The organism is Pseudochrobactrum asaccharolyticum (assembly GCF_003314995.1).
Taxonomy (GTDB): domain Bacteria; phylum Pseudomonadota; class Alphaproteobacteria; order Rhizobiales; family Rhizobiaceae; genus Pseudochrobactrum; species Pseudochrobactrum asaccharolyticum.
The window spans coordinates 438850-465716 of the sequence record NZ_QNRH01000004.1 but is presented as its reverse complement, the minus strand read 5'-3'; the positions used below and the strand labels follow the sequence as shown (position 1 = coordinate 465716).

Genomic DNA, 26867 nt, shown 5'->3' with positions numbered 1-26867 from the left:
TGTCTCTCTCCAGTTGGCAAGAATGCACAGGAGCATCCTTACCGGGTTGCCTTTGCCGGATAACGTGTAAGAAGTGTCATCCAACATACGAGGTTCCTGTCCCCTTCCCCTTCACCGCCCGAGAGCAGATCCGGTCAAGGCAACTACGGTTCAAACCTTAAACACAGCAGAGCTGTAAAAAATAAGGTCATTCCACGTCTCATGCAGGCTCATAAAATTAAGGCGAGCCACCTGCAATCTCGGACAGGATACCGGAATTTTACTTCCGGTGATCCGGGCCCAAAGGCCCCGGAAACTTTTAAAAGATTCACATACTGCATTTACTCGGACAGCATTTGAATCAGGCTTTTACAGATTTATTCTGTAAATGCAAATCAGACGATTTTAACGCTTGCAGGTTCAACCTTGACGCCAACGCCCATGGTTGAAGAAACAGCAACGCGCTTCAGGTATTCACCCTTGGCACCGGCTGGCTTGGCTTTGAGAACTGCATCTGCGAAAGCGCGGATGTTTTCTTCCAGAGCCTTAACTTCAAAAGAAGCCTTACCAATACCTGCATGGATGATACCGGCTTTTTCGACGCGGAATTCAACAGCGCCGCCCTTGGAAGCCTTAACAGCACCAGCAACATCAACAGTTACAGTACCGACTTTAGGGTTTGGCATCATGCCGCGCGGGCCGAGAACCTTACCAAGACGACCAACGAGTGGCATCATGTCTGGTGTAGCAATACAACGATCGAAATCGATGTTGCCGCCATTGATGATTTCGTAGAGATCTTCCGCACCAACGATATCCGCACCGGCTTTCTTAGCTTCTTCAGCTTTGTCACCACGGGCAAATACAGCAACGCGAACAGTACGGCCTGTGCCGTTTGGCAGATTGACAACGCCGCGAACCATCTGGTCAGCATGACGTGGATCAACGCCGAGATTCATCGAAACTTCGATAGTTTCGTCGAATTTCGCAACAGCACGCTCCTTTACGAGACCGAGCGCGGTGCCCAGATCGTAAAGTTTCATTGGCTCTACGCCTTCACGGATTTTAGCGACACGCTTTGAAATTTTCGCCATCGTATCAGCCTTCCACCTTCAGACCCATCGAACGGGCCGAACCTTCGATCATGCGCATTGCAGCTTCGATGTCAGACGCATTCAGGTCTTTCATTTTGGCTTCAGCAATTTCGCGCACTTTGTCACGAGAAATCGTGCCGACTGAAGATTTACCTGGCTCTTTCGAACCGGACTTCAGGTTAGCAGCTTTCTTGAGGAAGTAGGTTACAGGAGGAGTCTTCATCACGAATGTGAAGGACTTATCCTGATAATAGGTGATGACAACAGGAATTGGCGAACCTTTTTCAAGTTCCTGTGTGGCAGCATTAAATGCCTTACAGAATTCCATGATGTTAATACCGCGCTGACCCAGAGCCGGACCAATTGGTGGCGATGGGTTTGCGGCGCCAGCAGCTACCTGAAGCTTAAGCTGGCCTGCAATTTTCTTAGCCATTACTATCTGCCTTTATTCTTGCCCCTCAGGGCAAAGTTAAATGTCTTTACAGACACTCTTTTACGCTGTGCAATACAGCGTTGCAGCGGGTGGTTCGGTTAACAGAGCGGCTAAGCCTGCGTTCCTTCCACCCATTTGGTCGCCTGAGCGACCTTTCAGCCCGAAGGCCGAATTGATCAGAGTTTATCAACCTGACCAAAATCCAGATCAACCGGGGTAGCGCGACCAAAGATCGAAACCTCAACCTTCAGACGGGCACGATCCTCATCAACCTCCTGAACGATACCGTTGAACGAAGCAAACGGACCATCGGAAACGCGTACAGATTCACCCACTTCGAACGATACAGAAGCACGCGGACGCTCAACACCATCCTGCACCTGAGACAGAATCTGCTGAACTTCACGGTCACTGATCGGAACAGGCTTTGATTCAGAACCAAGGAAGCCGGTTACCCGTGGAGTATTTTTGATCAGATGATAAACGTCATCTGTCAGATTGGCACGAACAAGAACGTAACCAGGGAAGAACTTGCGCTCTGCGTCAACCTTACGGCCGCGGCGCACTTCCACGATTTTTTCTGTAGGTACGAGAATTTTTTCAAAAAGATGAAACAGACCTTTCTGCTTCGCCTTTTCTTCGATTGCTTCAGCAACCTTTTTTTCGAAATTCGAATATGCGTGTACGATATACCAACGCGCAGTCATTATGCTTCTCCCGTATAGCTCACACCAGCCGAAACGCCAACAAAGCCACTCTTAACGCCCGAGACTCAGAAGCAATTCAACGCCATAAGCCATCAACTGATCAGCAACAAAGAAAAACAGCGCCGCCAAGAAAGCCATAATCACAACCATGATTGTTGAAATTACAGTTTCACGCCGGGTCGGCCACGTTACTTTAGCCGTCTCAGCACGAACCTGACGGAAAAAGGTAATCGGATTTGTTTTGGACGCCATTTGCCACTCTGCGCTTGATTAAAATTATTCCCAATCAAAACAAGTCATTAAGAATGCATTAATCAGAAAGAACCCACAAGATTACGGCACGCCGGACGAAAGCTCAATCCCACGCACCGCTATTTATCGACCCTACATAGTGCCGATTCCTCAAAAACACAAGCCCATATGCTAAGATATAATAAATTCCCGCATATCATGCACCAAAAGTGCATATTGATGCCCCTACCCTGCTACAGGCTGCACAGCTGCCCGACAGATATTATCAGGTCAGCATCTGCATTATGTATACACCAATAATCTAAGCATAAAAAAACGGCACTGTAAATTAATACAGTACCGTTTCTTAAAATGGCAGGGGCAGCAGGGCTCGAACCCGCGACCTACGGTTTTGGAGACCGTCGCTCTACCAACTGAGCTATACCCCTAAACTTTTCACTCTAAATCATTAGAGCAGAGACAAGGCTGGCTGACCAGCCTTGTAAAATCTTTATTATTCGATGATCGAAGCGACGATACCTGCACCAACGGTGCGGCCACCTTCACGGATCGCGAAACGGAGCTTTTCTTCCATAGCGATTGGCACGATCAGCGCAACATCAACAGTTACGTTGTCGCCCGGCATAACCATTTCCACGCCTTCTGGCAAGGTCACAATACCGGTTACGTCAGTTGTACGGAAATAAAACTGCGGACGGTAGTTTGTGAAGAATGGTGTATGACGGCCACCTTCGTCTTTGGTCAGAATATAAGCTTCTGCCTTGAACTTGGTGTGTGGCTTAACGGAACCTGGCTTGCAGAGAACCTGACCACGTTCAACGTCTTCACGACCAACACCACGTACCAGTGCACCGATGTTATCGCCAGCCTGGCCCTGATCGAGCAGCTTGCGGAACATTTCAACGCCGGTAACAGTTGTTTTGCCGGTGGCTTTCATGCCAACGATTTCAACTTCTTCACCAACCTTGATGATACCGCGCTCTACACGACCGGTAACAACTGTACCACGACCGGAGATCGAGAATACGTCTTCGATTGGCATCAGGAACGGCTGGTCAACTGGACGTTCTGGTGTAGGGATGTAAGCATCAACTGCTTCCATCAGCTTGCGAACTGCATCTTCACCGATTGTCTTGTTGCTGTCTTCCAGAGCAGCAAGAGCCGAGCCCTTGATTACTGGAATGTCATCACCTGGGAAGTCGTATTTCGACAGAAGTTCACGAACTTCCATTTCAACGAGTTCCAGAAGTTCTTCGTCGTCAACCTGATCAACTTTGTTCAGGAATACTACGATCGCAGGAACACCAACCTGACGAGCGAGCAGGATGTGCTCACGGGTCTGTGGCATTGGACCATCAGCAGCGTTAACTACGAGGATCGCGCCGTCCATCTGCGCCGCACCGGTGATCATGTTCTTAACATAGTCAGCGTGACCTGGGCAGTCTACGTGTGCGTAGTGACGGTTTTCGGTTTCGTATTCAACGTGCGAAGTCGAAATGGTGATACCGCGGGCTTTTTCTTCCGGTGCGTTATCGATCTGGTCGTAAGCGCGGAAGTCACCAAAGAATTTGGTGATAGCAGCTGTCAACGAGGTCTTACCATGGTCAACGTGACCGATTGTACCGATATTGACGTGCGGTTTATTACGTTCAAATTTGCTCTTTGCCATCGCTGTCGCTCTCTTTCACCACAACGCTAATTTAAATGCGCTGCAATAATTTTAATTGCCATATAACTTATTCCTGATCTTTCGATCTGGAAATTATATAGTAGAACAAAAGCTCCACACCATAGTAGCGCGAAACTTTATCAACTCGCTTCCGGCTTAGCTTAATTCAAAGCCCGCCAAGTTACTACACGCCAAACCGCTCTGAAATAATCTGGAGCGGGTAGCGGGAATCGAACCCGCGTATTCAGCTTGGAAGGCTGCTGCTCTACCATTGAGCTATACCCGCGCACTCTAAGTTACCGTCCGGTAATGGTGGAGGAGGTTGGTTTCGAACCAACGTAGGCTAAGCCAGCGGATTTACAGTCCGCCCCCTTTAACCACTCGGGCACTCCTCCACGTTACTCATTACCACCGGAACTGAGCGACTAGGCATTCCGTTCACTGTGACCCCGTAGCGCTTGGCTCGTTTGTCGCTGTGAACGAGGCGGGTTATGCCGATAACACACTGATAAGTCAACAGCTCTTTTTGAAAAAAATGCATAAAATTTTCACAGACTTATCAATAATCCACAATATCAGGGTTTTTCAGCCTGTTTTTTCCGCATCCCGAAACTTTCCGGCCTGTGAATAAGGAAAGACGCTACCTTGAGAGCATAAAAATCGCTATAGAAAGCCTATGAAAGATAAAAAATCGTCACCGGACTCATCCGGCTCCTCATCCGGCACACCAAAAGATTCGCATTATGCGCGTCTGCGGCGCCAATTTCGTGATCAAAAAACCGGTGGCAGCGAACAAAATTCGCAAAATCACCGGTTCAATAAGCGTAAGCCTGTAAAAGGTACGCCCGCAGGCGACGGAATCACCCGTCTTTATGGCCTGCATACGGTTAAAGCAGCGCTTGAGAATCCCCGTCGCCAGATTTTCCGTATGATGGTGACGAAAAACGCCCTCGCCCGTCTTGAATTAGACGAAGCAACGATTGCCCGTCTCGCACCAGAAATGGTTGAGCCGCGCGATATTGATGCTTTAACCGGCTCGGATGCCGTGCATCAGGGTGTTTTGATTGAAACCGCTGCCCTGAAGCCACGCAAATTGCAGGATCTTAAAGAAGGCAAACTGCTTTTGATTCTGGATCAGGTTACCGATCCGCATAATGTCGGCGCTATTTTGCGCTCCGCAGTTGCTTTCGGCGCCGATGCGCTGATCACCACATCACGTCATAGCCCGCAGGAATCAGGTGTATTGGCCAAATCAGCTTCCGGCGCACTGGAAATGATTGATCAAATCGAAGTTCGTAATCTTGCAGAAGCGATTCTTGAGCTGCATGAACTCGGCTACATGACCATTGGTCTTGATTCAGAGGGCCCGCTGGAAATGGAACACACCTTAAAGGGTGATAAAGTTGCCCTGGTGCTGGGTGCGGAAGGAAAAGGCCTGCGTCAGAAAACCCGTGAGACAGTGAATGCATTGGCACGACTCGATATGCCGGGCGCGATCAAATCACTGAACGTCTCGAATGCCGCAGCAATTTCTCTCTATGCTGCACAACGTTTTCTCAGCAAATAATAACCGGCGATAAAAACAAGCCCTGCCTGCATGATCTCCGGATCACACAGGCAGGGCTTTTTATTTTCAAATAAAAATCAGGCCGTCGCGATATATTGAATAATTTCGGCTGTCTCCTGCTCTGCCTGCTCAATACGACGCTTAACCACGTCACCAATAGAAATAATCCCGACAAGATCGCCTGAATCATTGACCACCGGCAGATGGCGAAAACGGTGACGGGTCATCATCTCCATCACATAATGCACAGTATCCTGAGGATTACAGTGCAGAACCTTCGTCGTCATGGCTTTAGATACCGGCAATTGTAAAGCCTGTACGCCATGATTGGCACAAGCTCGCACAATATCGCGCTCAGAAAGAATCCCTGCATATTTCCCTTTGCCTTCATCAACCAGCAAAGCACCGATACGGTGTTGGGATAGCAGCTTTGCAGCTGTTTCCAGATCTGCATCAATTTTCACAGTGAAGACACTGCTGCCTTTTTGTTCCAGAATTGCGCGTACAGTCATTCTTTCCTCCCGACAAAAACAAATCACAACCTCACCCCGTCGCAGGAGCGACTGTGTATCTGATCAGTTACCGGCACGAAAAATGCGGAATGATTATAATTATACTGAACATGCAGGCTACGTACCGGAGACCGCTCCGGCACTATAGCACAATTTACGCAGAAACATAAATGCGCATAGAGGCAAAGAACAAAGCGGCCTCAGTGATTCAAGCAACGCTGAAATCGCTCCGCTATATTCAGGAGCGACCACGCAATAAAAGCGCAATGCCGAAAAAGCCTGCAACAAAACCACCGATATGCGCCTCCCAAGCGATGCCGGACAATTCTCCCGGTGCAACACCATAAACACCGGTAATCACGTTAATAATCAGCCAGAAGCCAACAAAGGTGAGTACGGTTTTATTTTGCAATGTTTGCGAAACAGAAAGCAGCGGTCCGCCAAACGCAGGCACTTCCCGCCCTGTCCTGCTGTAATAAGTCACCCGCTGAAAACCAAATCGTGCAGCAGCGCCCATCATTCCCGATATCGCGCCGGATGCCCCGACAAGCGGTATATTACTGTCCGGATACAATGCGTAATGGGTAAAGGCAGCAATGATCGATGTCAGAATCCAGAAGAACAGAAATTTGCGCGTGCCGATCCGCCCTGCGAGAGGCGATCCGAAAGCGGCAAACCACACGCTGTTAACGGCAAGATGCGCAAAACCACCATGCATGAATGAATAAGTGACTGCGGTCAGCCATGCAAAAGGATCAAAGAAACCGCCAGCCAGACTGAATCGCTGCGGGATGAAAGCAAAGTTCAGCAAAAACCAGATATATTGCTGGTCACTGAGCAGATAAGCTTGTGTGATATAAACTGCTGCGCACAGACCGATAAGAGCGACAACGACCGGCGGCATATTAAAGACCGGTTGAGAACCGCCCTGCCCGCCATGATTATTGCTGCGGGAATCATTTACCGGTTGCTGCATATTTTCCTCATCATAACTGCGATCTGCCAGAGCGAGCACAACAGATAAAGCATTCTCAGCAAAAAGGAGAACCGCTCTGACTGCGCACTGCTTATATGATCTTTGAAGTACGAACCCAGCCAAATCAAGACAAGAAAAAACCGCCTGTCAGACAGGCGGTGAACGGACAACATTGGTCCGAATATAAATTCTGGAGTTCAGGCATCGAAAGCAGCCGACCATTCCCTATAAAAAGCCCGCAACTTATGCCTAAATGTATATAAACATAATTAATTTCTTAATGCAATCAAAGCAAAGCGTTAACCATATTTTTTATTGTTCGTGGATGTTCAGGCCATAATCATGGCTTGTTTACAATCATGTGCGCATATTATTGCCAGCAAAAGACACTGAAAATCAGCCATTCAAACCACAACCGGTGATGGATTTTTACGCAGCGTTTTAAATTTTAATGGTTTCGCGAAAGCATTGTTTCAATCTGAAAGACAAGCGCGCGCAATATGTTAAACGGGTTCCGGCATTGCAGACGAGTGCTGAAAATGTCTGATCTTTGGGATAATCGAGGAAGCGCCACCTCATGAAACATGACTGGACGGCAGATCTGCTCACTTATTGGGACAGGTTGCGCGGCACCCGCGCGGCGCCGGATCGTCGTGACATCAGCCCGCGCGATTTGAGCGGCAAGCTTCCGAATATCTTTATCCTTCGTAGCGACAATGAAGATATCATTCACGACGAATTAGCCGGTATTCCGCGTGCCAGACAATGGCAATTCAGACTTGCAGGAACACGCCTCTGCACAATCTATGGGCGAGAATTGCGCAATACACGTTTTCTCTCCCTCTGGCATGAAGATGTGCGCTCATGGCTTGCTGAACAGCTTCATCTTTCAGGAATGGACTATCGCCCGTTAAGACTGGAACATACCAGCCTGACACTGAACGAAAAAAGCTGTCATTTTGAAACATTGCTATTACCATTACATGAGAGCGACGGTTCACTGGCATGGATCGGCAGTATGGTTGCGCTTGACCAGCCGCTCTGGCTGGGTAGTGAACCGCTGATTTCCAACTATATGGGACTGACTTCCGCAGCCCCTGCGCATGCCGACAGTCTTCAGGCAGCAAAAGGCATGAAATCTGTTCTCCAGGTTCTACTCGATCGCCATCATGAATTATCACCTGTTGCGCAAACAAATCCGACGCAGGAAAACGTCCCCTTGGTCGCCACAAACCTGACATCAACGGGCGAAGCCTTTTCATATGACAGTGCCGTTGCCGATACAGCTTTTGCCAGAGCGCTCCTGCCGCAGATTGAAGCGCTTATGCCTTCCGCCCGTTCGTCTGATACCGCTCAGCATTCTGTGCGGTCTGCCCCTGTTAGCAGCCCTGCCCCGCTGACCGTTGCCGATCTGATCAAAAGTATTCATCCCGCTGCACCACAAAGCGAAGCTGTTCAAACAACATCAAAAACAGCACATCTCAAGGTGATCACCGGCGGCAAAGACAAAAACTGATCTGATCACAGTATATGCAGGGATAAACAGCAGAAAACAGTGCCAAAACCAACACCATCAAGTATAACTAATATAAAATAAACTTTTACTGGCCTGATGGTGAAAATTACTATAGCATATTAAAAAAGCCGGTGACATTGTTCGCACCGGCTTTGGTACTTACAGAATCATTCAGAGGCACATTTCAGTCATATGACGGCACAAACACCTGCATCTTCGCACGCATCAGAAACATCGCCTGCCAAGACAGCGGAGCAATCCGGTGCAACGATCAGACTGACTTTAAAAACACCGCTGAATGGTCGCTTTATGCGTACCGATGGCAGTGAATATACGTGCAGATTATGGCGTATCTCTGCCAACAATGCCGATCTCGGCGTGACAGGTGATGAGGCTGCGCTTCAGCCGGATGAACATATTATCGCTTATATTGAGAATCTCGGACGTATCGAAGGCACCATCATCAATATTCATCGCGATGATTTCAGCCTGCAATTGCAGCATAGCGAACATCAGAAGAAGAAGCTGCTGACAAAGATTAAATGGCTGAGCCAGCATGCCGATCAAAAAGATGCAGAGCAAAGACGTCACACCCGTCACACACCGGCACGTTCCGATGCGGTTTTAACGCTCAGCGACGGCTCTCAGCATGCCTGTAAAATTCTCGATCTGTCTCTGTCCGGTGCAGCGGTGGAAACGGCTTTGCGCCCGCCTCTGCGCAGTATCGTAACGCTCGGCAATAGTCAGGCAAAAGTTATGCGCCATTTCGACGACGGCATCGGTATTGAATTTCTCGTTCTGCAAACCGATTTGCCGAGAAATTAAGACCGCATCTCTTCCGGCGTCCTATTTTCAATTAATTAGCTGTCGTATATCGCTCTGGTGAACTCACGCGGGCATCAGATGAATCCACCTGTATTCTTCTCATGCTCTACGCTGTTAACATTCAGCGTAGATAAGCACTTTCAGCTCTTCATTTTATGCGGCCATAGCTTCTGAAATGCGGATTTTGCCTTGTGAACAAGCAAATCAGCACAATTTCAGCGATTCTCAGCCCTTTTTGATAAAGACCCAACCTCTTAAAAAAGGCAGAAACTGCATAATCATCCGCAATTTCAGCAAAATTTAATCCACAGCCGCAATGCATTGCTTTCTATAGTTAGCAAAGGCTGAAAATAATTTTCTTAAATTTTTCTGAAGCCAAAGTGGTGAGGTAAATATAAGCTTATCAGCAAGCGCAGAGTTTACATGGCCTGTTAACCAGCACCTGTGGACATCTCAGCAATTTCAACCCGCTGTTAACTGCACAACGCTCTGTTAACCTCAAGCTTTCACACAACTGAAACCTGCATGAATTTTGCGTATAGTAAGTACTAATTTTCGTTAAAACACTGATTTCACAGGTAGTTAAGGTTTACGAAAACTCACCTTCGTGTTTACTTTGTCTTATGCATATCCCTTTGGATAGTATCAATTTCTGACTGCCATGGTGCTCTCAACAAGGAGCGTCACAATGTATAACAAGACAGCACATAAAAAGAGTGCGCATGGCAAAACAGCAAAGCATAAGCTGGCCGCCGCAACTCTGCTGCTTACAATGACAGTGTTCGGAAGCGTATTTGGTACAACGGCCAGTCAGGCCGGACAGAACGCTAATCCGTGGATGCAAACCGGTGGCCGCACAAGCCAGCCTGTTGGCCATTACGATTTTTGCAAGCAGTATAAAAAAGAATGTAACCAGACCAGCCGTAACGAAGCCCCCCTGAAACTTACACAGGGTCTGTGGAATAAGATCGTTCAGGTCAATGCACAGGTAAACACCGCTATTATGCCACGCACCGATATGGAAATGTGGGGCAAGGAAGAGGTTTGGTCTTACCCGACCCAATATGGTGACTGTGAGGATTATGTTCTGCTCAAGCGCCGTATGCTGATCAATGCCGGTTTTCCGGTCAACACCCTGCTGATCACTGTTGTGCGCCAGAACAATGGCGAAGGCCATGCCGTGCTGACAGTCCGCACAGACCGTGGCGACTTCATTCTCGACAACTTGGAAGACAGCGTCAAAAACTGGAATCAGACCGATTACACCTATCTGAAGCGTCAGTCGGCCCGTCATACCGGCCAGTGGGTTGATATCCATAATGCGCCGCAGATGCTGCTGAGCGATATTCCGACATCGGCACTAGAGCGCCGTGTGCCATAGTTGGCACACAAAGGTCGCTCTAACACTTTAAATTTAGAGCATAATTTCACCTTAAACTGATCCAAGTTTAAGGAATTATGCTCTGGGTAACTAATTTTAAGGAGCAACTTCTAGTCCGCGCTGATAACGGCGACCATTGGCCACGTAATTTTGTGCTGACAAGCGCAATTTCTCAATCTGCTCGGTAGAAAGTTCGCGGACAACCTTGGCCGGAGAACCGACAATCAGTGAATTATCCGGAAACTCTTTGCCCTCGGTCACCAGTGCACCGGCACCGACCAGTGAGTTCTTACCAATTTTTGCGCCATTGAGAATAATCGCGCCAATACCGATCAGGCTGTTTTCACCAATGGTGCAGCCATGCAGCATCGCACGATGCCCGATTGTGCAGCCTTCACCAATTGTCAGCGGAAAGCCCATATCCGTGTGCAGAACAACATGCTCCTGCACATTGCTGTCCTTGCCGATGTGAATCAGCTCATTATCGCCACGGGCAATAACGCCGAACCAGATCCCTGCATTCTCGCCTAACCGTACTTTACCGATCAGCGTGGCATCCGGAGCGACCCAGTTGCTGGCACGGTGATCAAATTGCGGGCTGTGACCATCAAGAACATAGACCGGCATCAGGCACTTCTCCTCAATCGCTATAATCGTCTCACCATAATTCATCCGGCGAGGTCTGGGTGGCAACTTCTTGCAACCGGCGCATCGTGGCCTGTGTCACGCCCTCAGGCAAGTCGTTCAGCGGAAAAAAGCAGGCTTCCGCAATTTCCCGATCTGGCATACGTGGTTTCAGCTGTCTGAATGCACGGCAAATATAAAGCGCGACATGATCGCGGTTTGTAACATGCGCATTTTTATACAAGCCAAAGAGTTGCGGTGGTGCTGTCAGCTCAATATGCCCCTCCTCGCACAGCTCCTTAATCAGCGCCTGCATAAATGTTTCTCCGCGCTCCACACCACCACCCGGCAAATGCCAGCCTTTAACATAGGTATGGCGCACGAGAAAAACGCTTTGCGCCTCTTCGTCCAGCACAACAGCACGCACACCCAAAGTCATAGGACGGCGCAGCAAAAAATAAATATGGAACAGCCAGCTTTTAAATTTCATCGAATTTTCCGGATAATGCAGTCCTGTAGTCAGACCGGAAATTGCTCTGAAACGCAAAACAAACTTGCCATACAGGCCGATTTGTTTTCAACAGGAGTCGATACTATATGAACAAGCTACAGGCATTTTCATTCTCTGCATGCATGCTTTTCCATTGACTATGCTGCTATGAAGGCTAAATCTTCGCCAATGTTCAGACTTGCCCATATATCAGACATTCATCTGTCACCTTTACCGCAGGTACGCCTGCGTGAACTGGCCTCCAAACGCATCACCGGCTATATTAACTGGAAGCGCCACCGCAAAGGTGCGATGCATGACTGGGTACTTGAAAGCCTGATTAAAGATCTGAAAAGTAAAAAGCCTGACCATATTGCCGTGACCGGCGATCTGGTAAACCTCGCGCTTAATCTGGAAATTGACAACGGCTATGAATGGCTGAAGCAACTGGGTGACCAGCAGGACGTTTCCTTTGTGCCCGGCAATCATGATGCTTATGTACCGGGTGCGCTGAACAAAAGCTGCTGCAAGTGGGAACCGTGGATGCGCGGTGACGGCATCGACAATCACGAAAAACGACCGCAATTCCCTTATTTACGGGTGCGTGACGGCGTTGCTATTATCGGCGTCAGCTCAGCGCGTGCGACCGGCCCTTTTATGGCCAGCGGTGATTTTCTGCCGGCACAGGCGGAACGGCTTAAAAAAATCCTACAGGAAACCGGCGAGCAAGGTTTGTGCCGCGTTATTCTGATTCACCATCCGCCAATACGTAATGCAACACCCGCTTATAAGCGCCTGTTTGGTATTGCCCGCTTCCAGAAAGTAATCCGTGAAGTCGGTGCAGAGCTGGTGCTCCACGGTCACACCCATCTGGCTACGCATTATGAAATTGCTGCGCCTAATGGTGCAGTTCCGGTAATCTGCGTGCCATCGGCCAGTCAGGCTCCCTATGCACCTGGTCAGGAAGGGCGTAAGCCACCGGCACGTTATAATATGTTTTCTATTGAGGCTCTCAGGCAGCCGCAAAGCTGGAAATGTCATTGGCAGCAATATGGTTTTACCAATGAAAGCAATGAAGTGGCCTTGCTTGCAGATCAGGAACTGATGCTTGGCAAAGCTGCACCGCAAATTAGAGCGCCGTGTGCCAGTCTTGGCACACAAAGGTCGCTCTAACACTTTAAAATTAGAGCATAATTTCACCTTAAACTGATCCAAGTTTAAGGAATTATGCTCTGGTGCGGCATCACTTTCCACAGAAACGGCAGAGTAACGCCGTAAAGGTGCAAGACCGTAATCAGCACTAAACAGCCGAGCAATGCACCGCCTGCAAACCATAGAAGTTTAGCAGGCAAAGCATTGTTTGTTGATTCTGCTGTTACGCGCGGTTCTACCGCCGGTTCAGATGCAGCCACTTGCTGCCCTGCCTGTTCGGCAGGCTGAAGTGGCAGATCATCCATTAACCGCTCACGCTCCAAAATGCGTGATGCAATATAGCGTGTCACCGCATCAGAGATGACCTTGATGTCTTTATTTTCCGACAGAATGATCCGTCCCAACCGCGTATCACGGACGAAACGGTAACTGCGGCGGTCACGACCAACCATAATAAAAGCACTGGCATCCAGCCAAAGCCGTGGCTGCATTCCCCTATTGAGACAAAAATCCCATTGCTCGTCTGTCGCTGGCACCACATCAAAAACCGGTTGTAAATCCTGCAACAGCAATTCAAGCCGAGCAATATCGGTTTCTCTTATATCCGAAATACTGTCCAGACGATCCGCCTGTGCGGTTTTTGCTTGTCTGATCGCAGTTTTCAGCCGCTCCTCACCGGATAAGTCTTTCTCCGGTTGAGGCAATGACGGATATGCAATGAACTCATCTTCGGTTTTATTCATGCCGCGCTCTTGTCTGATCTTTCAATTTACAGGCAGTCATATGCGTGGCGATTTTATGGCTTTAAAGCGCCGTGTGCCCTCTTGGGCGCACAAAGGTCGCTCTAACATTTATACTGCAAGGCCGAATAATAGCAAAAAGGCCTGAAACCGCATGGTTTCAGGCCTTTTCATCTCATCTCTGTTCAGTCTGATCTTATTTGATCAGGCGGTTCGCAGCAGAAACAATCGCTGCAAGCGATGATGTCACAATATTATGGTTGACCCCGACGCCGAAGACCGCGCCTTTCGGATGTGAAAGCTCCACATAGCTGATCGCAGAAGCATCAGAACCGCGCTGGAGCGAATGTTCTGAATAGTCTGCCACCGAAATATCAATGCCGATATGTTTTGACAGGGCATCAATAAAGCCGTCAACCGGTCCGGTGCCGCGACCTTCAATGGTCTTGGTCACACCATTATCAATGATCTCAGCCTGCATAATACGGACCGCTTTATTATCCGGATCTGCAAAAGTGTGGTGATCAACAAATTCCAGACGCGAACCCGGCTGGCTCACATAGGCTTTCTTGAACTCTTCATAAATACGCTCTGCCTGCAGTTCCTTACCTTCATCATCCGTAATCTGCTGAATGATTTCTCGGAACTCTACCTGCATTTTGCGCGGAATGTTCAGACCGTAATCCTGCTGCAGGATATAAGCGATACCGCCCTTACCCGACTGGGAGTTAATACGGATAATCGCTTCATAAGAGCGGCCGACATCCTGCGGGTCAATCGGCAGATAAGGCACTTCCCATACCGGTGAGTTGGCACCTTTTTTGGCTTTCATACCCTTATTGATCGCATCCTGATGGGAGCCGGAGAAAGCAGTATAAACCAGTTCGCCGACATATGGATGACGCTCAGGAATCACCAGCTGATTGGAATATTCGTATACTTCTTTCATGCGGTTGATGTCCGAGCAGTCCAGCTCAGGATCAATCCCCTGCGTGAACATGTTCAGCGCCAGCGTTACAATATCCACGTTACCGGTACGCTCACCATTACCGAACAATGTGCCTTCAACACGGTCGGCACCAGCCATCAGCCCCAGTTCCGTTGCAGCAATGCCCGTACCGCGGTCATTATGCGGATGCAGCGAGATAATCAGGTTTTCACGATTATCGAGATTGCGGCACATCCATTCGATCTGGTCGGCATAAACATTCGGGGTGTTCATTTCCACAGTGGAAGGCAGATTGAGGATCAGCTTGTTTTCTGCTGTCGGTTTAACGATTTCGGTCACCGCATTACAGATTTCCAGCGCAACTTCCAGCTCGGTACCGGTAAAGCTTTCCGGCGAATACTGGAAACGATAACCGCCACCGGCTTTCGCAGCCATATCCATAATCATTTTAGCAGCATCGGTCGCAATCTGCTTAATGCCTTTAACATCCTTGCCGAATACCACGCGACGCTGCAATTCACTGGTGGAATTGTAGAAATGGATAATCGGGGTATTCGCACCTTCCAGTGCTTCAAATGTACGGGTAATCAGCTCCGGACGGCACTGCACCAGCACCTGCAAATCCACATCATCCGGCACATTGCCCTGCTCAATGCACCAGCGGCAGAAGTCAAAATCTGTCTGGGAAGCCGAAGGAAAGCCGATTTCGATTTCCGGAAAGCCCATATCCAGCAACAACTGGAACATGCGGGCTTTGCGGTCATGCCCCATCGGATCAATCAGCGCCTGATTACCGTCGCGCAAATCCACAGAACACCAGATCGGAGCCTTTTCAATCATTTTTGAAGGCCACTGGCGATCCTGCAAGATTGTGGTTCTGAACGGGTTATACTTTTCTGCCGCAATCGGCATACCTTTGCGGGAAGACTTGGAAACGGAAGCAATATTGGTCATTTTGAACTCTCATCAGCACTGCAACTGTTATAACCGGATAACAGCTGACTTATACTCGCCCTGTCTGCTCAATTTATGAAATGAGGATGCAGAAATATCGGGCACAATCGAAACGGATTCTTTGACCGGAGCGTGAGTCTGACGGCTCTGTACGACCGCCGGACGCTCCAATCAACGAGCCCGGCGATCGCCGCTAAGGCCGAGTAGAAGTAGAAGCGAGAGTGGACGCGCGCAAGTATCAGCGGCTGCAAAGCCCTGATCTGCTCCAAAGCTCATAAAAGAGCTGATATGTTGATGCGCGTTGTTCATGGGGCAAATGCTATACGCCTTGGCAACAAGTTGCAAGAGACTTCCCCGAAAACGAAATAAAATTACCTGTGTTTTTTACCGCCAATAAAAAATGCTGCCACACAGAATTGAGCGGCAGCATTTTATTATTTTATATCAATAACTTGCAAAAGCATCAGGCAAAAGGCACAGCAGCCGTTCCTAAAGGTAACTTGGCTTCATCTTCCGGCTCGACATGAATAACAACCTGCGAGTTTTCATATTTTTCATGCAGCGCATCTTCGATGCGGTCACAGATAATATGCGAGTCGCCAACAGTCATATCTGCCGCCACGACGAGATGGAATTCAATGAAAGTGACCCGTCCGGCAATACGCGTTTTCAGGTCATGAACTTCCAGCGCACCTTCTGCATTAGTGGAAATAATATCGCGCATTTGCATTTCTTCGGCAGGCTCAACCCCGACATCCATCAACCCTTGCACGGAAGCATTGATAACGTGCCAGCCCTGCCAGAGAATGTTGATTGCCACGATGATAGCGAGCAGCGGATCAAGGATTGCCCAGCCGGTGACAATAGCCGCCACCAGACCAACCAGCACACCGGCCGAGGTCACCACGTCAGTCATGATATGCTTGCCGTCGGCCAGCAATGCCGGAGATTTTGCAGCACGCCCTGCGCGGATCAAAATGCCAGCCCAGACCATATTAATCACACCGGCAATCAGGTTGATACCAAGTCCCAGCCATGGTTCATCCATTGTGCGCGGGTTCTGTAAAGCGCCCCATGCTTCATGCACAATCAACAGAGCAGCAACAACAATCAGCACACCTTCAACCACAGCTGAAAGATATTCCGCTTTATGGTGTCCGTGCGGGTGATTATTGTCCGCGGGCATAATGCTGACAGTGATCGCCCACCATGCACCGACAGAGGCGATAACATTCACAATGGATTCCAATGCATCAGAATAAAGCGCAACAGAACCAGTGAGCAGATAGGCCAGATATTTAAGCCCCATGACGAAAATGGATACGGGAATTGTCCACGTAGCCAGTCGCCGGATTCTCAGATTAGCTTCCATATCCAAACCTTTTTACATCTCCGGACATGGTATTGCGCCGTTCTGATGAGAAACGACGGTACAGCCGGAGATTTACAATTTTGCAGTTTTATAAAATTCGGCGGCCTATGCGGAGACTGTTTAACAGTCATCCAGCGCCGCCATCATCGAAAATGAATTCAGTTCAGCAATCTGCTGAAGCACTAACCGTCTTTAGCGCAAAACGCGCCAATTCCAAATCTCTAAAGTACCAAACCTGTCAATTTTCGCTTGTTTTTCTTGTCCAGTTGCAACTGATTTTCAGTCAGGCATATTAAAACAATAAATCAGCAAATTCAGAGGCTTAAAATCATTTGTACTGCAAATCATTTGCAAAAACTTTTGTCAAAACAGCTCAAACGAATCAGTAAAGCAAAGCTCTGAAAGCACGAGAAAAGTGCCTCAGCTTCCATTTTTCATCAAAATACTATATAGAAGCGCTATTCTTCAGTGCGCAGTTTTAAATTAACACTCCGCCCTCTGTTTTGGTTGTCAGCACAACCTCCTGCGGATCGGCGCCATCAGAATGCAAAAAAGTTTAAGAAGCAGCCATAAACCGTGCTTCACGGTATAAGTCTCTGTGCCCTGCAGTTTCTTAGCGGCTGCTGTTTCTACAAAGGCAGTATCTTTAAATGCAACGTCTTGCACGTTTTGAACAACTGATTTTACGACGATCAATATATGCAACTATCTTTATCGGACTATTCGGGATTGTTTTCGGCCTGATCTCAGGCTCCAGCGCCGTTATTTTTGACGGCATGTTCTCTTCCACCGATGCCGCAATGTCTATTCTTGCGCTGTTTGTTGCCCGCCTGCTGACCAGTGAAGGCACACGCCGTTTCCAGCATGGTTTCTGGCATATTGAACCACTGGTACTGGCGTTTAACGGCGTCGTCCTCATCCTTTTCTGTCTCTATGCTTTCGTCAATGCTATCAGCACCCTGCTTCAGGGCGGCACAGATTTGAGTTTTGACTGGGCGATTATCTATGCCGTCATTGTTTGCGTCATCTGTTTTGCGATGATGGTCTATCAGCAGAAAATCAACAAACGCCTGAAATCCAACTTCATCGCGCTTGATACACAAAGCTGGCTGATGACCGCTTTGATTACTCTGGCTCTTCTGATTGCATTCAGCATTGCATGGGCATTACAGGGTACCAGCTATCAGGAATGGACAACCTATGTTGATCCGGCCATTCTGATGGTTCTCTCTGCCGGTCTGATTTTTGTACCGATGAAAACCGTCGTCTCCGCCTTCAAGGAAATTTTGCTGGTGACGCCGGAGCGCATGGATTTGCGGGTACGCAAAATTCTCAATGAGATGAAGGTCAAACACGGCTTCAAAAAATATGCCAGCTATGTTGCCAAGATCGGCCGAGCACGTTTCATCGAAATTCACATTGTCCTGCCGGCCAACTTCCCGATTGCATCCATCGCGACACTCGATGCTATTCGCGAAGAAATCGCAGAAGAAATCGGCGGCGCAGGCCCACAACGCTGGATTACAGTGAGTTTCACCGGTGATGAGGTCTGGATCTAGAGCATTTCACAGTCAAGTTGGATCAACTTGGACAGTCCAGGATAATGCGTAAAACAAAAAAAAGCCGCAGATTTTCATCTGCGGCTTTTTCTTTAAGCATCAGCAATGCTTATTTTTTAACGAGCTTTGACACCACATTTTCAATCATCTGCATACCGGCATTGCCGCCAAGCGTCATGATTGATTCCGGATGGAACTGCACAGCCGCAACCGGCTCGCTTTTATGCTCCAGCCCCATGATCACACCGTCATCGGTTTCCGCTGTAATTGTGAAATCTGCAGGTAGTGTCGCTTTATCTGCATAGAGCGAATGGTAGCGACCAACGGTGACTTCCGAACCTAGACCATCAAAGACCACGCCGTTTTTCAGAATTTTGATGCGTGACGGCTTGCCATGCATCGGAATTTCCAGCTGCTTCAGCGAACCGCCATAGGCTTCCGTCAGTGCCTGCAAGCCCAGACAGACGCCGAAGACCGGCAGATCGCGCTCACGCGCTTTACGGATCGTGTTGGTGCAGTCGAAATCTTTCGGCGTGCCAGGCCCCGGTGAAAGCACTACCAGATCCGGTTTGAAGCGATCAAAAATTTCATCACTCACCGGCGAGCGTACTGTTGCAACATTTGCACCGGTCTGGCGGAAATAATTGGCAAGCGTATGCACGAAGGAATCTTCGTGGTCGACCAGCAAAACAGACGTTCCGGTTCCTGCTTTCATAGACTGCGCCTTCTCCTGCAATTCCGGCTTGATATGTGCCTCGCGGATCGCGGTCAGCATTGCCGATGCCTTCAATTCGGTTTCGGCTTCTTCTTCCTGCGGATTTGAATCATAGAGCAAGGTTGCCCCTGCCCGCACCTGCGCCACACCATCTTTAATGCGAATAGTGCGCAGTGTCAGGCCGGTATTCATATCGCCATTGAAATGCATCATGCCTACCGCACCGCCATACCATGCACGCGGGCTGCGTTCATTCTCTTCAATAAAGCGCATTGCCCAGAGCTTTGGCGCACCGGTAACAGTTACTGCCCATGCATGGCTGAGGAAGCCGTCAAAAGCATCCATGCCATCACGCAAGCGGCCTTCAATATGGTCAACCGTATGGATCAGACGGGAATACATCTCGATCTGACGGCGACCGATCACACGCACGGATTCCGGCTCACAAACACGGCTTTTATCGTTGCGATCCACATCAGAACACATGGTCAGTTCGGATTCATCTTTTTTGGAATTAAGCAGTTTCAGAATCTGCTCAGAATCTGAAATCGCATCCTCACCACGCTTGATGGTGCCGGAGATCGGGCAGGTTTCGATACGACGACCATTCACACGCACAAACATTTCCGGTGAAGCACCGATCAGATATTCCTGATCACCCAGATTGATGAAGAAAGAATATGGCGACGGATTAATGCTTTTCAGCTTGCGGGAAATGGCTGACGGCTGATTTTCGCATTTTTCATAGAAAATCTGTCCCGGTACCACCTCAAAAAGATCACCGCATTTGAAGCTGTCTTTGGCGCGTTCAACCAAAGCAGCATATTCGCCTTTTTGATGATCGCCTTTTGCTGCCAGTGTTTTAGCCGCTTTGAATTCATCTGCCGGTGTTTCACGCGGCAAACCATCGGTTTTTTTATTACCAACGGTAAAATCATAAGAGTCGACCCACGCTTTAGCGGAATAATGGTCAACGACAAGAATTTCATCCGGAATAAACAGAACCAGATCACGCTGATCTTCAGGACGCTTCAGCTTGTAGGTGATCGGCTCAAACTGGAAGGCCAGATCATAACCAAAAGCACCATAAAGACCGAGGTTGCTGTCTTCCTCGGAAAAGAACAGCGCTACAATCTCACGCAGTACGGTGAATACCGACGGCATACGCGAACGTTCTTCTTCCATATATTGCCGTGTCGGCTCAGCAATAGTCAGCTCAAGCTTCTGTTCGCTCTCAGCTTTAATTGTCACTTCCTGCAAGGCTGCAACAACAGGGCGAATACCACCGAGCAATATTTCACCACGGGCGTTCAGCGCTTCAATTCGCATTGAGCGGCCTTTGGAGGTGATAACCAGCGGCGGATCAATAATAGCGGTATCCCAGCGCGTATAACGACCCGGATATTCATAATTGGAAGAGAAAACTGCGCCACGTCGTGTATCCAGCGCATCAATGCGCTTATCAATAGCCGTTTTATATTCCACCGCATGACGGCGACGCGCGACGGTGACCCCGCCCTGCGTTCTGTAATCGTGCTGATCCTGATCGGCAGTCTTTGCCATAATCGCCCGCTCCTGTTGTTGCGATCCCTATAATGCCAAATGGCGGGTTTCGCACCTGTTTTTCAAAAGAGCATTTCTGCTCTGTTTTCGTAAATTACGATCAGGAGCTACAAGATTTCTGGGCTAAATATGAAAATGGCCGCCCGGTGAAACCTTGAGCGACCTGAATGACACTTATGCAAATGTCTGCGTTGGCCGCTAGAAGCGAGCCCACCACCAAACAAGAGATGCAAAAGTAAACTTAATCATGTCCTATTGTTATCTCCGCAAAGCAAAGCATGCAAGACCGATTGTCGTGTTTTTCTGTCCATTCAGAATTTTATTTAAAAGCAGAACACTCTTAAAAGTTGTAATTACTTATATAATCAATCACCCAATAGTCACATGCAACAACAAGCAATCAGATAAACCGCATTAATCAAGACCACTCGTGTTCCTCTTGTTAAACATATCAGTTGATGCCCGACGAACGAGAAAGCGCTTCAGCATATATAAATACAAAAAATATTTTAAGTAACAAAATTATACCATTAAAATCAATTCAATAGCACATACAAGAAAAACCCGGACCATAAATCGATCCGGGTTAAAGTGTCCGATATGCGAACCGTCAGGCGGGCCATAATAAAAGAGGAAGCTTGCCCGTCCCTTATTCCATAAGCAATTAATTTCAAAAAAATATTATGCTTTGATCTAAAATATATAGGTAAAATATGCTTTTCAGTACAAGGACAAAGCTACCTTGGGTTGCATATTTCGTCAACAGATTTCTGTGCATAAGTGTGAAATAAAAATTGCCCACCACACTTAATGTATGGCAGGCGAATCTTTTACAAAAACCGAAATTTTCTACTGTATGACAGCGAATAAAGAAAATCCTCTCTCAAGTCGTCAGAGCCATAAAATGCTATGCGCATTTAAAATACCGTAAAGCCGCAGATCAGTCATTTGCGGTGAGTCTCCCACCGGCAATGATAATTATTGCCTATTGCGATCAGCGAAGCATTACAACCGGCTACCGCAGGGTTAATCTACGCACTAGATCCGAAGTAAACACAGTGCCTTTGTGTGAATCTAATTCTTCACACAAAGGCGTAGAATATTGTTTTACAATAATAAACTTATGCTGCGCGCTGATCCCATGATTCAAACGGATCATAAAGCGATGCCCATTCATCGGGCACAAAATTATCAGCCTCGACCAGACAATCATCAAGGGCCGCACAGATTGCCCCCTCGTCCAGCGCTGCGGTGCCTATAAAAACCAGTTCCTGCCGACGATCACCCCAGAACGGATCAAGATAGGGCTGCATAGACTGACGCCAGCCCTCGTCTTCCGGCCAATATTGCTTGGGAATTGACGCCCACCACAGGCCGCGCTTGCCCGTGCGCAACAATGCACCCGCCTGACTTAACTCCCCCACATAGCGCGGACGTGTCGCCAGCCAGAAAAAACCTTTGGAGCGGATCAGCCCTGCCCAGCTCTCCTGAATAAAATCGTGGAACTTTGCCGGATCGAACGGACGACGTGCACGATAAACAAACGAACGGATGCCATATTCTTCTGTCTCCGGTACATGATCTTTGAAACCATAAAGTTCTTTGAACCATAGCGGATGTTGCTCGGCCTTTTCAAAACTGAACCGTCCGGTCTTCATAATCCGCGCTAACGGCACCTGCCCGAAATCGGCTTCTACCACATCGCAATCCGGATTGAGCGCACGGATAATTTTATAAATATCCTGCTTTTGCTCAAGAGACACTTCGCTGATCTTATTCAGCACCACGACATCAGCAAATTCTATCTGTTCAACCAGCAAATCCACCAAACCGCGCTCATCGCCCTCTCCGGCTGTTTCGCCGCGATCTTTCAGGAAGTCCTGCGAAGCATAATCGCGCAAGAGATTAGCACTGTCCACAACCGTTACCATCGTGTCCAGCCGTGCAATATCAGACAAGCTGAAACCCTCTTCATCCCGAAACTCGAAGGTCGACGCCACCGGTAAAGGTTCGGAAATACCTGTCGATTCAATCAGCAGATAATCAAAGCGCCCCTGTTTGGCGAGTTGTGACACCTCTTGCAAAAGATCGTCACGCAATGTGCAGCAGATACAGCCATTGGTCAGCTCAACCAGTTGCTCCTGTGTGCGGGACAAATTGGCACCACCATCACGCAGCAATGCAGCATCAATATTCACTTCACTCATATCATTAACGATCAGTGCAACGCGCGCCTGTTCACGATTATTCAGAATATGATTGAGCAAGGTGGTTTTTCCGGCTCCTAAAAATCCGGACAGCACTGTAACGGGTAATCGTTGATCCATAACATCTCCTGAATAGCAAAAACTGCAGACAGCTGTGACGCCGCCTGCATTTTAAAAAGCGTCAAGATTGATATGTTATACAATAACATTTGACAAGCCAGTTTCAGGTGAAAATAAAAAATGGCGGCTTGTAAATGTGAATCTCTTCACGCACAAACCGCCATAAATATTTATTTTTACTGATAAATTTATATCTTCAAAAGATACAAATAAAATCTATCAGCCTTCCAGATCGATATCCAGGATGGCCATGGAGAAGTTGTAAGACAGTTCGCCTTCGTCTTCATCCTTATAGATCAGGCCAAGGAATTCATCATCAAGGAAAACCTCGCAGGAGTCATCCTTACGTGGACGCGCCTTAACAGCGAGGCCCTGATTGTCAAAAGTCCGCTTGAAATAGGCGTCCAGTTTCTTAATTTCTTCGGGTTTCAAACGGATTCTCCTGTTTCATTTTTACGGGCTGTCTCATGCGCCTCTGCGCCCGATAAGTAAAGGGGCAACATGTCGCCTGTGTATTACTCGGCTGCGCTGATCAGCTGATCCATAGCACGCGACGGCTCTGCACATTCGCAGCCACCAATCACTTTCGCCGGAACACCGGCAACCGTGACATTATCCGGTACGGCTTTCACAACAACAGAACCGGCAGCAATTTTTGAGCATTCGCCAACGGTGATATTGCCGAGAATTTTTGCACCGGCACCGATCAGCACGCCGCGACCGATCTTCGGATGACGGTCACCACCAGCCTTACCGGTGCCGCCCAGTGTCACCTCATGCAGGATCGACACATCATCGCTGATCTGCGCTGTCTCACCAACAACCAGCCCTGTTGCATGATCGAGAAAGATACCGCTGCCAAACTTTGCAGCCGGATGAATATCCGTCTGGAAGATTGAAGAAGAGCGGCTCTGCAGATAATAAGCGAAATCCTTACGCCCGTCCTTCCACAGCCAATGTGCTAGACGGTGGGTCTGAATAGCGTGAAAGCCCTTCATATAAAGCAGCGGGTCAAGAAAACGGCTTGCAGCCGGATCGCGGTCATAAACTGCCTGCAAATCAATACGCAGTGTCTGTGACCATTCCGGCGAGGCATCGCGCATAGCAACGAAGGTCTGGCGCAGCAAATCAGCCGCAACATCCGCATGACCAAGACGCTCGGAAATGCGATGCATGACCACATCTTCCAGACTATCCTGATTAAGCACGGTGGAATAAAGAAATGCAGCCAGCAAAGGCTCTTTCAATGCCGCAGCTTCCGCTTCAGCACGCACCGAATGCCAGATCGGATCCATATGATCAACGATCTTGCTTACCGGCAGAGAATTTTGTGCGGCCATAACATGCCTCCTGCTTTGCATCTCTTTCAACGCAGATATCTTCAAACTCAAATCACGGCAGACAGAAAAACCGTCATCGCCTTCACCTGAGCCTTTATCTGGGAAGTCTACCCCTCATTGCAAGAGATGAAAATACCTCTGTCGCCCTTGTATGGAATTTCCTCACCAGACAAACATCAAACGATAGGATGTTCTTTCAAAAACTCCAGAACCGCCTGCTTGTAGACTTTATCACCGACAGCCAACATATGATCGCGATCAGGAATATCCACGGCGGATGCATTTGGCATTAAATCAGCCAGCTCCTGCGCGTCACCCGCAATATCGTCTTTTGTACCGACAGCCACCAATGCCGGCTGGCTGATCATGCCCATCGCCTGCGCCGGAATAAGTTCTTTAGAGGTAATAACACAGGCAGCCAGTGCAAAACGATCGCTCTTGGTCTGATCGGCAAATTTACGGAACATCAGGCCGCGCGGATGGGTAACACTGTCCACATCTTCCGCCAGCAGCGCTTCATAGATCGGATCCCAGTCACCGGCACCGGTAACCATGCCTATCCCCAGACCACCAAATACCAGACTATGCACGCGTGTCGGATGTTCCAGCGCCGCAAATGCACTGATGCGCGCGCCCATCGAATACCCCATCACATGAGCTTTTTCGATATTCAGATGATCCAGCAGTGCAACAGCATCAGCAGCCATTAATGACGGGTAGTAAAGTTCACGGTCATGCGGCTTATCGGAACGGCCATGGCCACGATTATCAATCGCAATAGCACGATAACCTGCATCGGTCAGTGTTTTGATCCAGCCCGGATTAAGCCAGTTGACCATACCGGAGGAAGCAAAACCGTGGATCAGCAAAATCGGCTCACCTTGTCCTTCATCACGATAAGCCAGTTTTAATCCGTCATGTTCGAAATAACGGACTTCATTCACATTCACGACCATAGTTCACTTCCGCAATCTTATTCCAGCTCGCCCTACCCTCAGGCAGGACTCATATTACTTACATTGCCCGCATATTATCCGGTGCTGCACCTTATCGCCAGCCTTGATGCCTTCTTTCTCAGCAATGCCCGCGTTCACTTCGATGACAAAAGCCACCGGCGCACCGGAAGAAACAATATCTTTTGAAAAAGGCTTTGTATTTTCAGCAATGTGGGCGATGGTGCCGTCCTTACGCACAAACAGCATATCCAGTGGCAGCGGCGTATTAGCCATCCACATCATTACGGGACGCTCTTCACCGAAAACAAAAATCATTGCCCGATCAGCAGGAAAATCCGTGCGATACATCAGCCCTGTGCTACGACTTTGATCAGTATCGGCAATTTCCAGCGCAAAATTATTCTCACCCGCAGCCGTTTGTATTTTTAATCCTTGCGCATCCACAGCAAGCTGCATCGGCGCTTCCTGCGCGGAGACAGACACACTGCCGGTTATAAGAGCTGCAATAAAAACAACAAAAGCAAACCACTGTTTCATCGGGCAAACCATACTTCAAAACGAGTTTAGAGAAATTAGAGGTGCAGTACATGATAGCACATATGAAAAAACCGGTCAGTGACCGGTTTTCTTAATGAGGATTTGTAAAAGGCGAACCAATATCCGGATGGATTTCCGCAGCCATCAGGCCTTTATCACCATCACCAAAACGCACCAGAACCACCTGTCCCGGACGCAATTCCATCATACCGAAACGGCGCAGCGTTTCCATATGCACAAAAATATCTTCAGTCCCCTCACCACGGCTCAGGAAACCAAAGCCTTTGGTGCGGTTAAACCACTTCACAATGGCACGTTCCAGACCGCTCGACGGGGTAACAACCACATGGGTCCGTGCTGGCGGCAAAGTCGAAGGATGCGCAACAGTCGACAGATCAAGCGCAACGACACGGAAACACTGCCAGCCGCGCTCACCGCGGCGAATTTCACAGACAACACGTGCGCCTTCCTGTGCCGTTTGGAAACCGTCTCGGCGCAGAATTGTTACGTGAACCAGAATATCGCCGTAGCCCTCCTGATCAGGAACGACAAAGCCGTAGCCCTTGGCTACATCGAACCATTTAATAACCCCGGAAATTTCAACAATATCCGTTGCGCTATCAGCGGAGTTGGCACCGTCCACAAACTCACGGGACAAAGACTTGTCGGTCATGGCAC

The 26867-nt window shown here is 48.6% G+C and carries 25 protein-coding genes and 3 tRNA genes; 6 read left to right on the top strand and 22 right to left on the bottom strand.

The window, feature by feature from the left end; all coding sequences use genetic code 11:
* Window positions 1-374 precede the first annotated feature (374 nt).
* From rplA to DFR47_RS13305, 8 genes are all read right to left on the bottom strand, one after another.
* Window positions 375-1073, bottom strand: coding sequence for a 50S ribosomal protein L1 (rplA, locus tag DFR47_RS13340; protein WP_113944892.1), 699 nt, complete (start codon window positions 1071-1073; stop codon window positions 375-377).
* 4 nt (window positions 1074-1077) lie between these two features.
* A complete protein-coding gene (gene rplK / locus DFR47_RS13335) occupies window positions 1078-1506 on the bottom strand; it encodes a 50S ribosomal protein L11 (protein WP_113944891.1) in 429 nt (142 codons plus the stop codon).
* Window positions 1507-1682: 176 nt separating this feature from the next.
* Window positions 1683-2213: a transcription termination/antitermination protein NusG gene (gene nusG / locus DFR47_RS13330; protein ID WP_113944890.1), complete on the bottom strand. Its 531-nt coding sequence runs from the start codon at window positions 2211-2213 to the stop codon at window positions 1683-1685.
* A gap of 51 nt (window positions 2214-2264) precedes the next feature.
* The gene (gene secE / locus DFR47_RS13325; protein WP_113944889.1) at window positions 2265-2465 is read right to left on the bottom strand and encodes a preprotein translocase subunit SecE; all 201 of its coding nucleotides are present in this window, start codon (window positions 2463-2465) and stop codon (window positions 2265-2267) included.
* A gap of 352 nt (window positions 2466-2817) precedes the next feature.
* A tRNA-Trp gene (locus tag DFR47_RS13320) sits at window positions 2818-2893 on the bottom strand.
* A 65-nt stretch (window positions 2894-2958) separates the two neighbouring features.
* Window positions 2959-4134: an elongation factor Tu gene (tuf, locus tag DFR47_RS13315; protein WP_113944888.1), complete on the bottom strand. Its 1176-nt coding sequence runs from the start codon at window positions 4132-4134 to the stop codon at window positions 2959-2961.
* A gap of 212 nt (window positions 4135-4346) precedes the next feature.
* Window positions 4347-4420, bottom strand: a tRNA-Gly gene (locus DFR47_RS13310).
* 24 nt (window positions 4421-4444) lie between these two features.
* A tRNA-Tyr gene (locus DFR47_RS13305) sits at window positions 4445-4529 on the bottom strand.
* 281 nt (window positions 4530-4810) lie between these two features.
* Here DFR47_RS13305 and DFR47_RS13300 point away from each other — a divergent pair.
* Window positions 4811-5701, top strand: coding sequence for a TrmH family RNA methyltransferase (locus DFR47_RS13300; RefSeq protein ID WP_113944887.1), 891 nt, complete (start codon window positions 4811-4813; stop codon window positions 5699-5701).
* Between the two features lie 77 nt (window positions 5702-5778).
* Here DFR47_RS13300 and DFR47_RS13295 read toward each other — a convergent pair whose 3' ends face one another.
* Together DFR47_RS13295 and DFR47_RS13290 are read right to left on the bottom strand one after the other, a co-directional pair.
* Window positions 5779-6213: a CBS domain-containing protein gene (locus DFR47_RS13295; protein ID WP_113944886.1), complete on the bottom strand. Its 435-nt coding sequence runs from the start codon at window positions 6211-6213 to the stop codon at window positions 5779-5781.
* A 238-nt stretch (window positions 6214-6451) separates the two neighbouring features.
* The gene (locus DFR47_RS13290; RefSeq protein ID WP_113945017.1) at window positions 6452-7189 is read right to left on the bottom strand and encodes a rhomboid family intramembrane serine protease; all 738 of its coding nucleotides are present in this window, start codon (window positions 7187-7189) and stop codon (window positions 6452-6454) included.
* A 577-nt stretch (window positions 7190-7766) separates the two neighbouring features.
* Between DFR47_RS13290 and DFR47_RS13285 the strand changes: the two genes are divergently transcribed.
* The 3 genes from DFR47_RS13285 (at window position 7767) to DFR47_RS13275 (ending at window position 10911) form a co-directional block, all read left to right on the top strand.
* Window positions 7767-8705: a PAS domain-containing protein gene (locus DFR47_RS13285; protein ID WP_113944885.1), complete on the top strand. Its 939-nt coding sequence runs from the start codon at window positions 7767-7769 to the stop codon at window positions 8703-8705.
* 192 nt (window positions 8706-8897) lie between these two features.
* On the top strand, window positions 8898-9530 hold the full coding sequence (locus DFR47_RS13280; protein ID WP_113944884.1) for a PilZ domain-containing protein: 633 nt from the start codon (window positions 8898-8900) through the stop codon (window positions 9528-9530).
* Between the two features lie 772 nt (window positions 9531-10302).
* On the top strand, window positions 10303-10911 hold the full coding sequence (locus DFR47_RS13275; RefSeq protein ID WP_113945016.1) for a transglutaminase-like cysteine peptidase: 609 nt from the start codon (window positions 10303-10305) through the stop codon (window positions 10909-10911).
* 96 nt (window positions 10912-11007) lie between these two features.
* Here DFR47_RS13275 and DFR47_RS13270 read toward each other — a convergent pair whose 3' ends face one another.
* Window positions 11008-11538 (bottom strand): gamma carbonic anhydrase family protein, encoded by a 531-nt coding sequence (locus DFR47_RS13270; protein ID WP_113944883.1) that lies wholly within the window; start codon window positions 11536-11538, stop codon window positions 11008-11010.
* Between the two features lie 31 nt (window positions 11539-11569).
* Window positions 11570-12025, bottom strand: coding sequence for an NUDIX domain-containing protein (locus tag DFR47_RS13265; protein ID WP_113944882.1), 456 nt, complete (start codon window positions 12023-12025; stop codon window positions 11570-11572).
* Between the two features lie 189 nt (window positions 12026-12214).
* On the opposite strand from DFR47_RS13265, the gene DFR47_RS13260 reads away from it, so the two are divergent.
* Window positions 12215-13198 carry a metallophosphoesterase family protein gene (locus DFR47_RS13260; protein ID WP_113944881.1) on the top strand — a complete coding sequence of 328 codons (984 nt, stop codon included), beginning with the start codon at window positions 12215-12217 and terminating at the stop codon, window positions 13196-13198.
* A 44-nt stretch (window positions 13199-13242) separates the two neighbouring features.
* On the opposite strand, the gene DFR47_RS13255 is transcribed toward DFR47_RS13260, so the two are convergent.
* From DFR47_RS13255 to DFR47_RS13245, 3 genes are all read right to left on the bottom strand, one after another.
* A complete protein-coding gene (locus DFR47_RS13255; RefSeq protein WP_113944880.1) occupies window positions 13243-13920 on the bottom strand; it encodes a hypothetical protein in 678 nt (225 codons plus the stop codon).
* A 193-nt stretch (window positions 13921-14113) separates the two neighbouring features.
* Window positions 14114-15820 (bottom strand): 2-isopropylmalate synthase, encoded by a 1707-nt coding sequence (gene leuA, locus DFR47_RS13250; RefSeq protein WP_113944879.1) that lies wholly within the window; start codon window positions 15818-15820, stop codon window positions 14114-14116.
* 463 nt (window positions 15821-16283) lie between these two features.
* The gene (locus DFR47_RS13245) at window positions 16284-17192 is read right to left on the bottom strand and encodes a cation diffusion facilitator family transporter (protein WP_113944878.1); all 909 of its coding nucleotides are present in this window, start codon (window positions 17190-17192) and stop codon (window positions 16284-16286) included.
* Between the two features lie 650 nt (window positions 17193-17842).
* On the opposite strand from DFR47_RS13245, the gene DFR47_RS13240 reads away from it, so the two are divergent.
* Window positions 17843-18751 (top strand): cation diffusion facilitator family transporter, encoded by a 909-nt coding sequence (locus tag DFR47_RS13240; protein WP_113944877.1) that lies wholly within the window; start codon window positions 17843-17845, stop codon window positions 18749-18751.
* Between the two features lie 109 nt (window positions 18752-18860).
* On the opposite strand, the gene DFR47_RS13235 is transcribed toward DFR47_RS13240, so the two are convergent.
* The 7 genes from DFR47_RS13235 to DFR47_RS13205 all read right to left on the bottom strand — a co-directional run bounded on the left by DFR47_RS13235 (window position 18861) and on the right by DFR47_RS13205 (window position 26862).
* On the bottom strand, window positions 18861-21032 hold the full coding sequence (locus tag DFR47_RS13235; RefSeq protein ID WP_113944876.1) for an anthranilate synthase: 2172 nt from the start codon (window positions 21030-21032) through the stop codon (window positions 18861-18863).
* A 1118-nt stretch (window positions 21033-22150) separates the two neighbouring features.
* Entirely contained in the window at window positions 22151-23356 is a 1206-nt protein-coding gene (gene zigA / locus DFR47_RS13230; protein ID WP_113944875.1) for a zinc metallochaperone GTPase ZigA, read from the bottom strand.
* A gap of 219 nt (window positions 23357-23575) precedes the next feature.
* Window positions 23576-23788 carry a DUF3126 family protein gene (locus DFR47_RS13225; protein WP_113944874.1) on the bottom strand — a complete coding sequence of 71 codons (213 nt, stop codon included), beginning with the start codon at window positions 23786-23788 and terminating at the stop codon, window positions 23576-23578.
* 83 nt (window positions 23789-23871) lie between these two features.
* A complete protein-coding gene (gene cysE / locus DFR47_RS13220) occupies window positions 23872-24696 on the bottom strand; it encodes a serine O-acetyltransferase (RefSeq protein WP_113944873.1) in 825 nt (274 codons plus the stop codon).
* A 176-nt stretch (window positions 24697-24872) separates the two neighbouring features.
* Complete coding sequence (locus DFR47_RS13215) at window positions 24873-25652, bottom strand: alpha/beta fold hydrolase (RefSeq protein ID WP_374788314.1); 780 nt, start codon at window positions 25650-25652, stop codon at window positions 24873-24875.
* Window positions 25653-25706: 54 nt separating this feature from the next.
* The gene (locus DFR47_RS13210) at window positions 25707-26189 is read right to left on the bottom strand and encodes a DUF192 domain-containing protein (RefSeq protein ID WP_113944872.1); all 483 of its coding nucleotides are present in this window, start codon (window positions 26187-26189) and stop codon (window positions 25707-25709) included.
* 91 nt (window positions 26190-26280) lie between these two features.
* Window positions 26281-26862 carry a cold-shock protein gene (locus tag DFR47_RS13205; RefSeq protein ID WP_113944871.1) on the bottom strand — a complete coding sequence of 194 codons (582 nt, stop codon included), beginning with the start codon at window positions 26860-26862 and terminating at the stop codon, window positions 26281-26283.
* Window positions 26863-26867 lie beyond the last annotated feature (5 nt).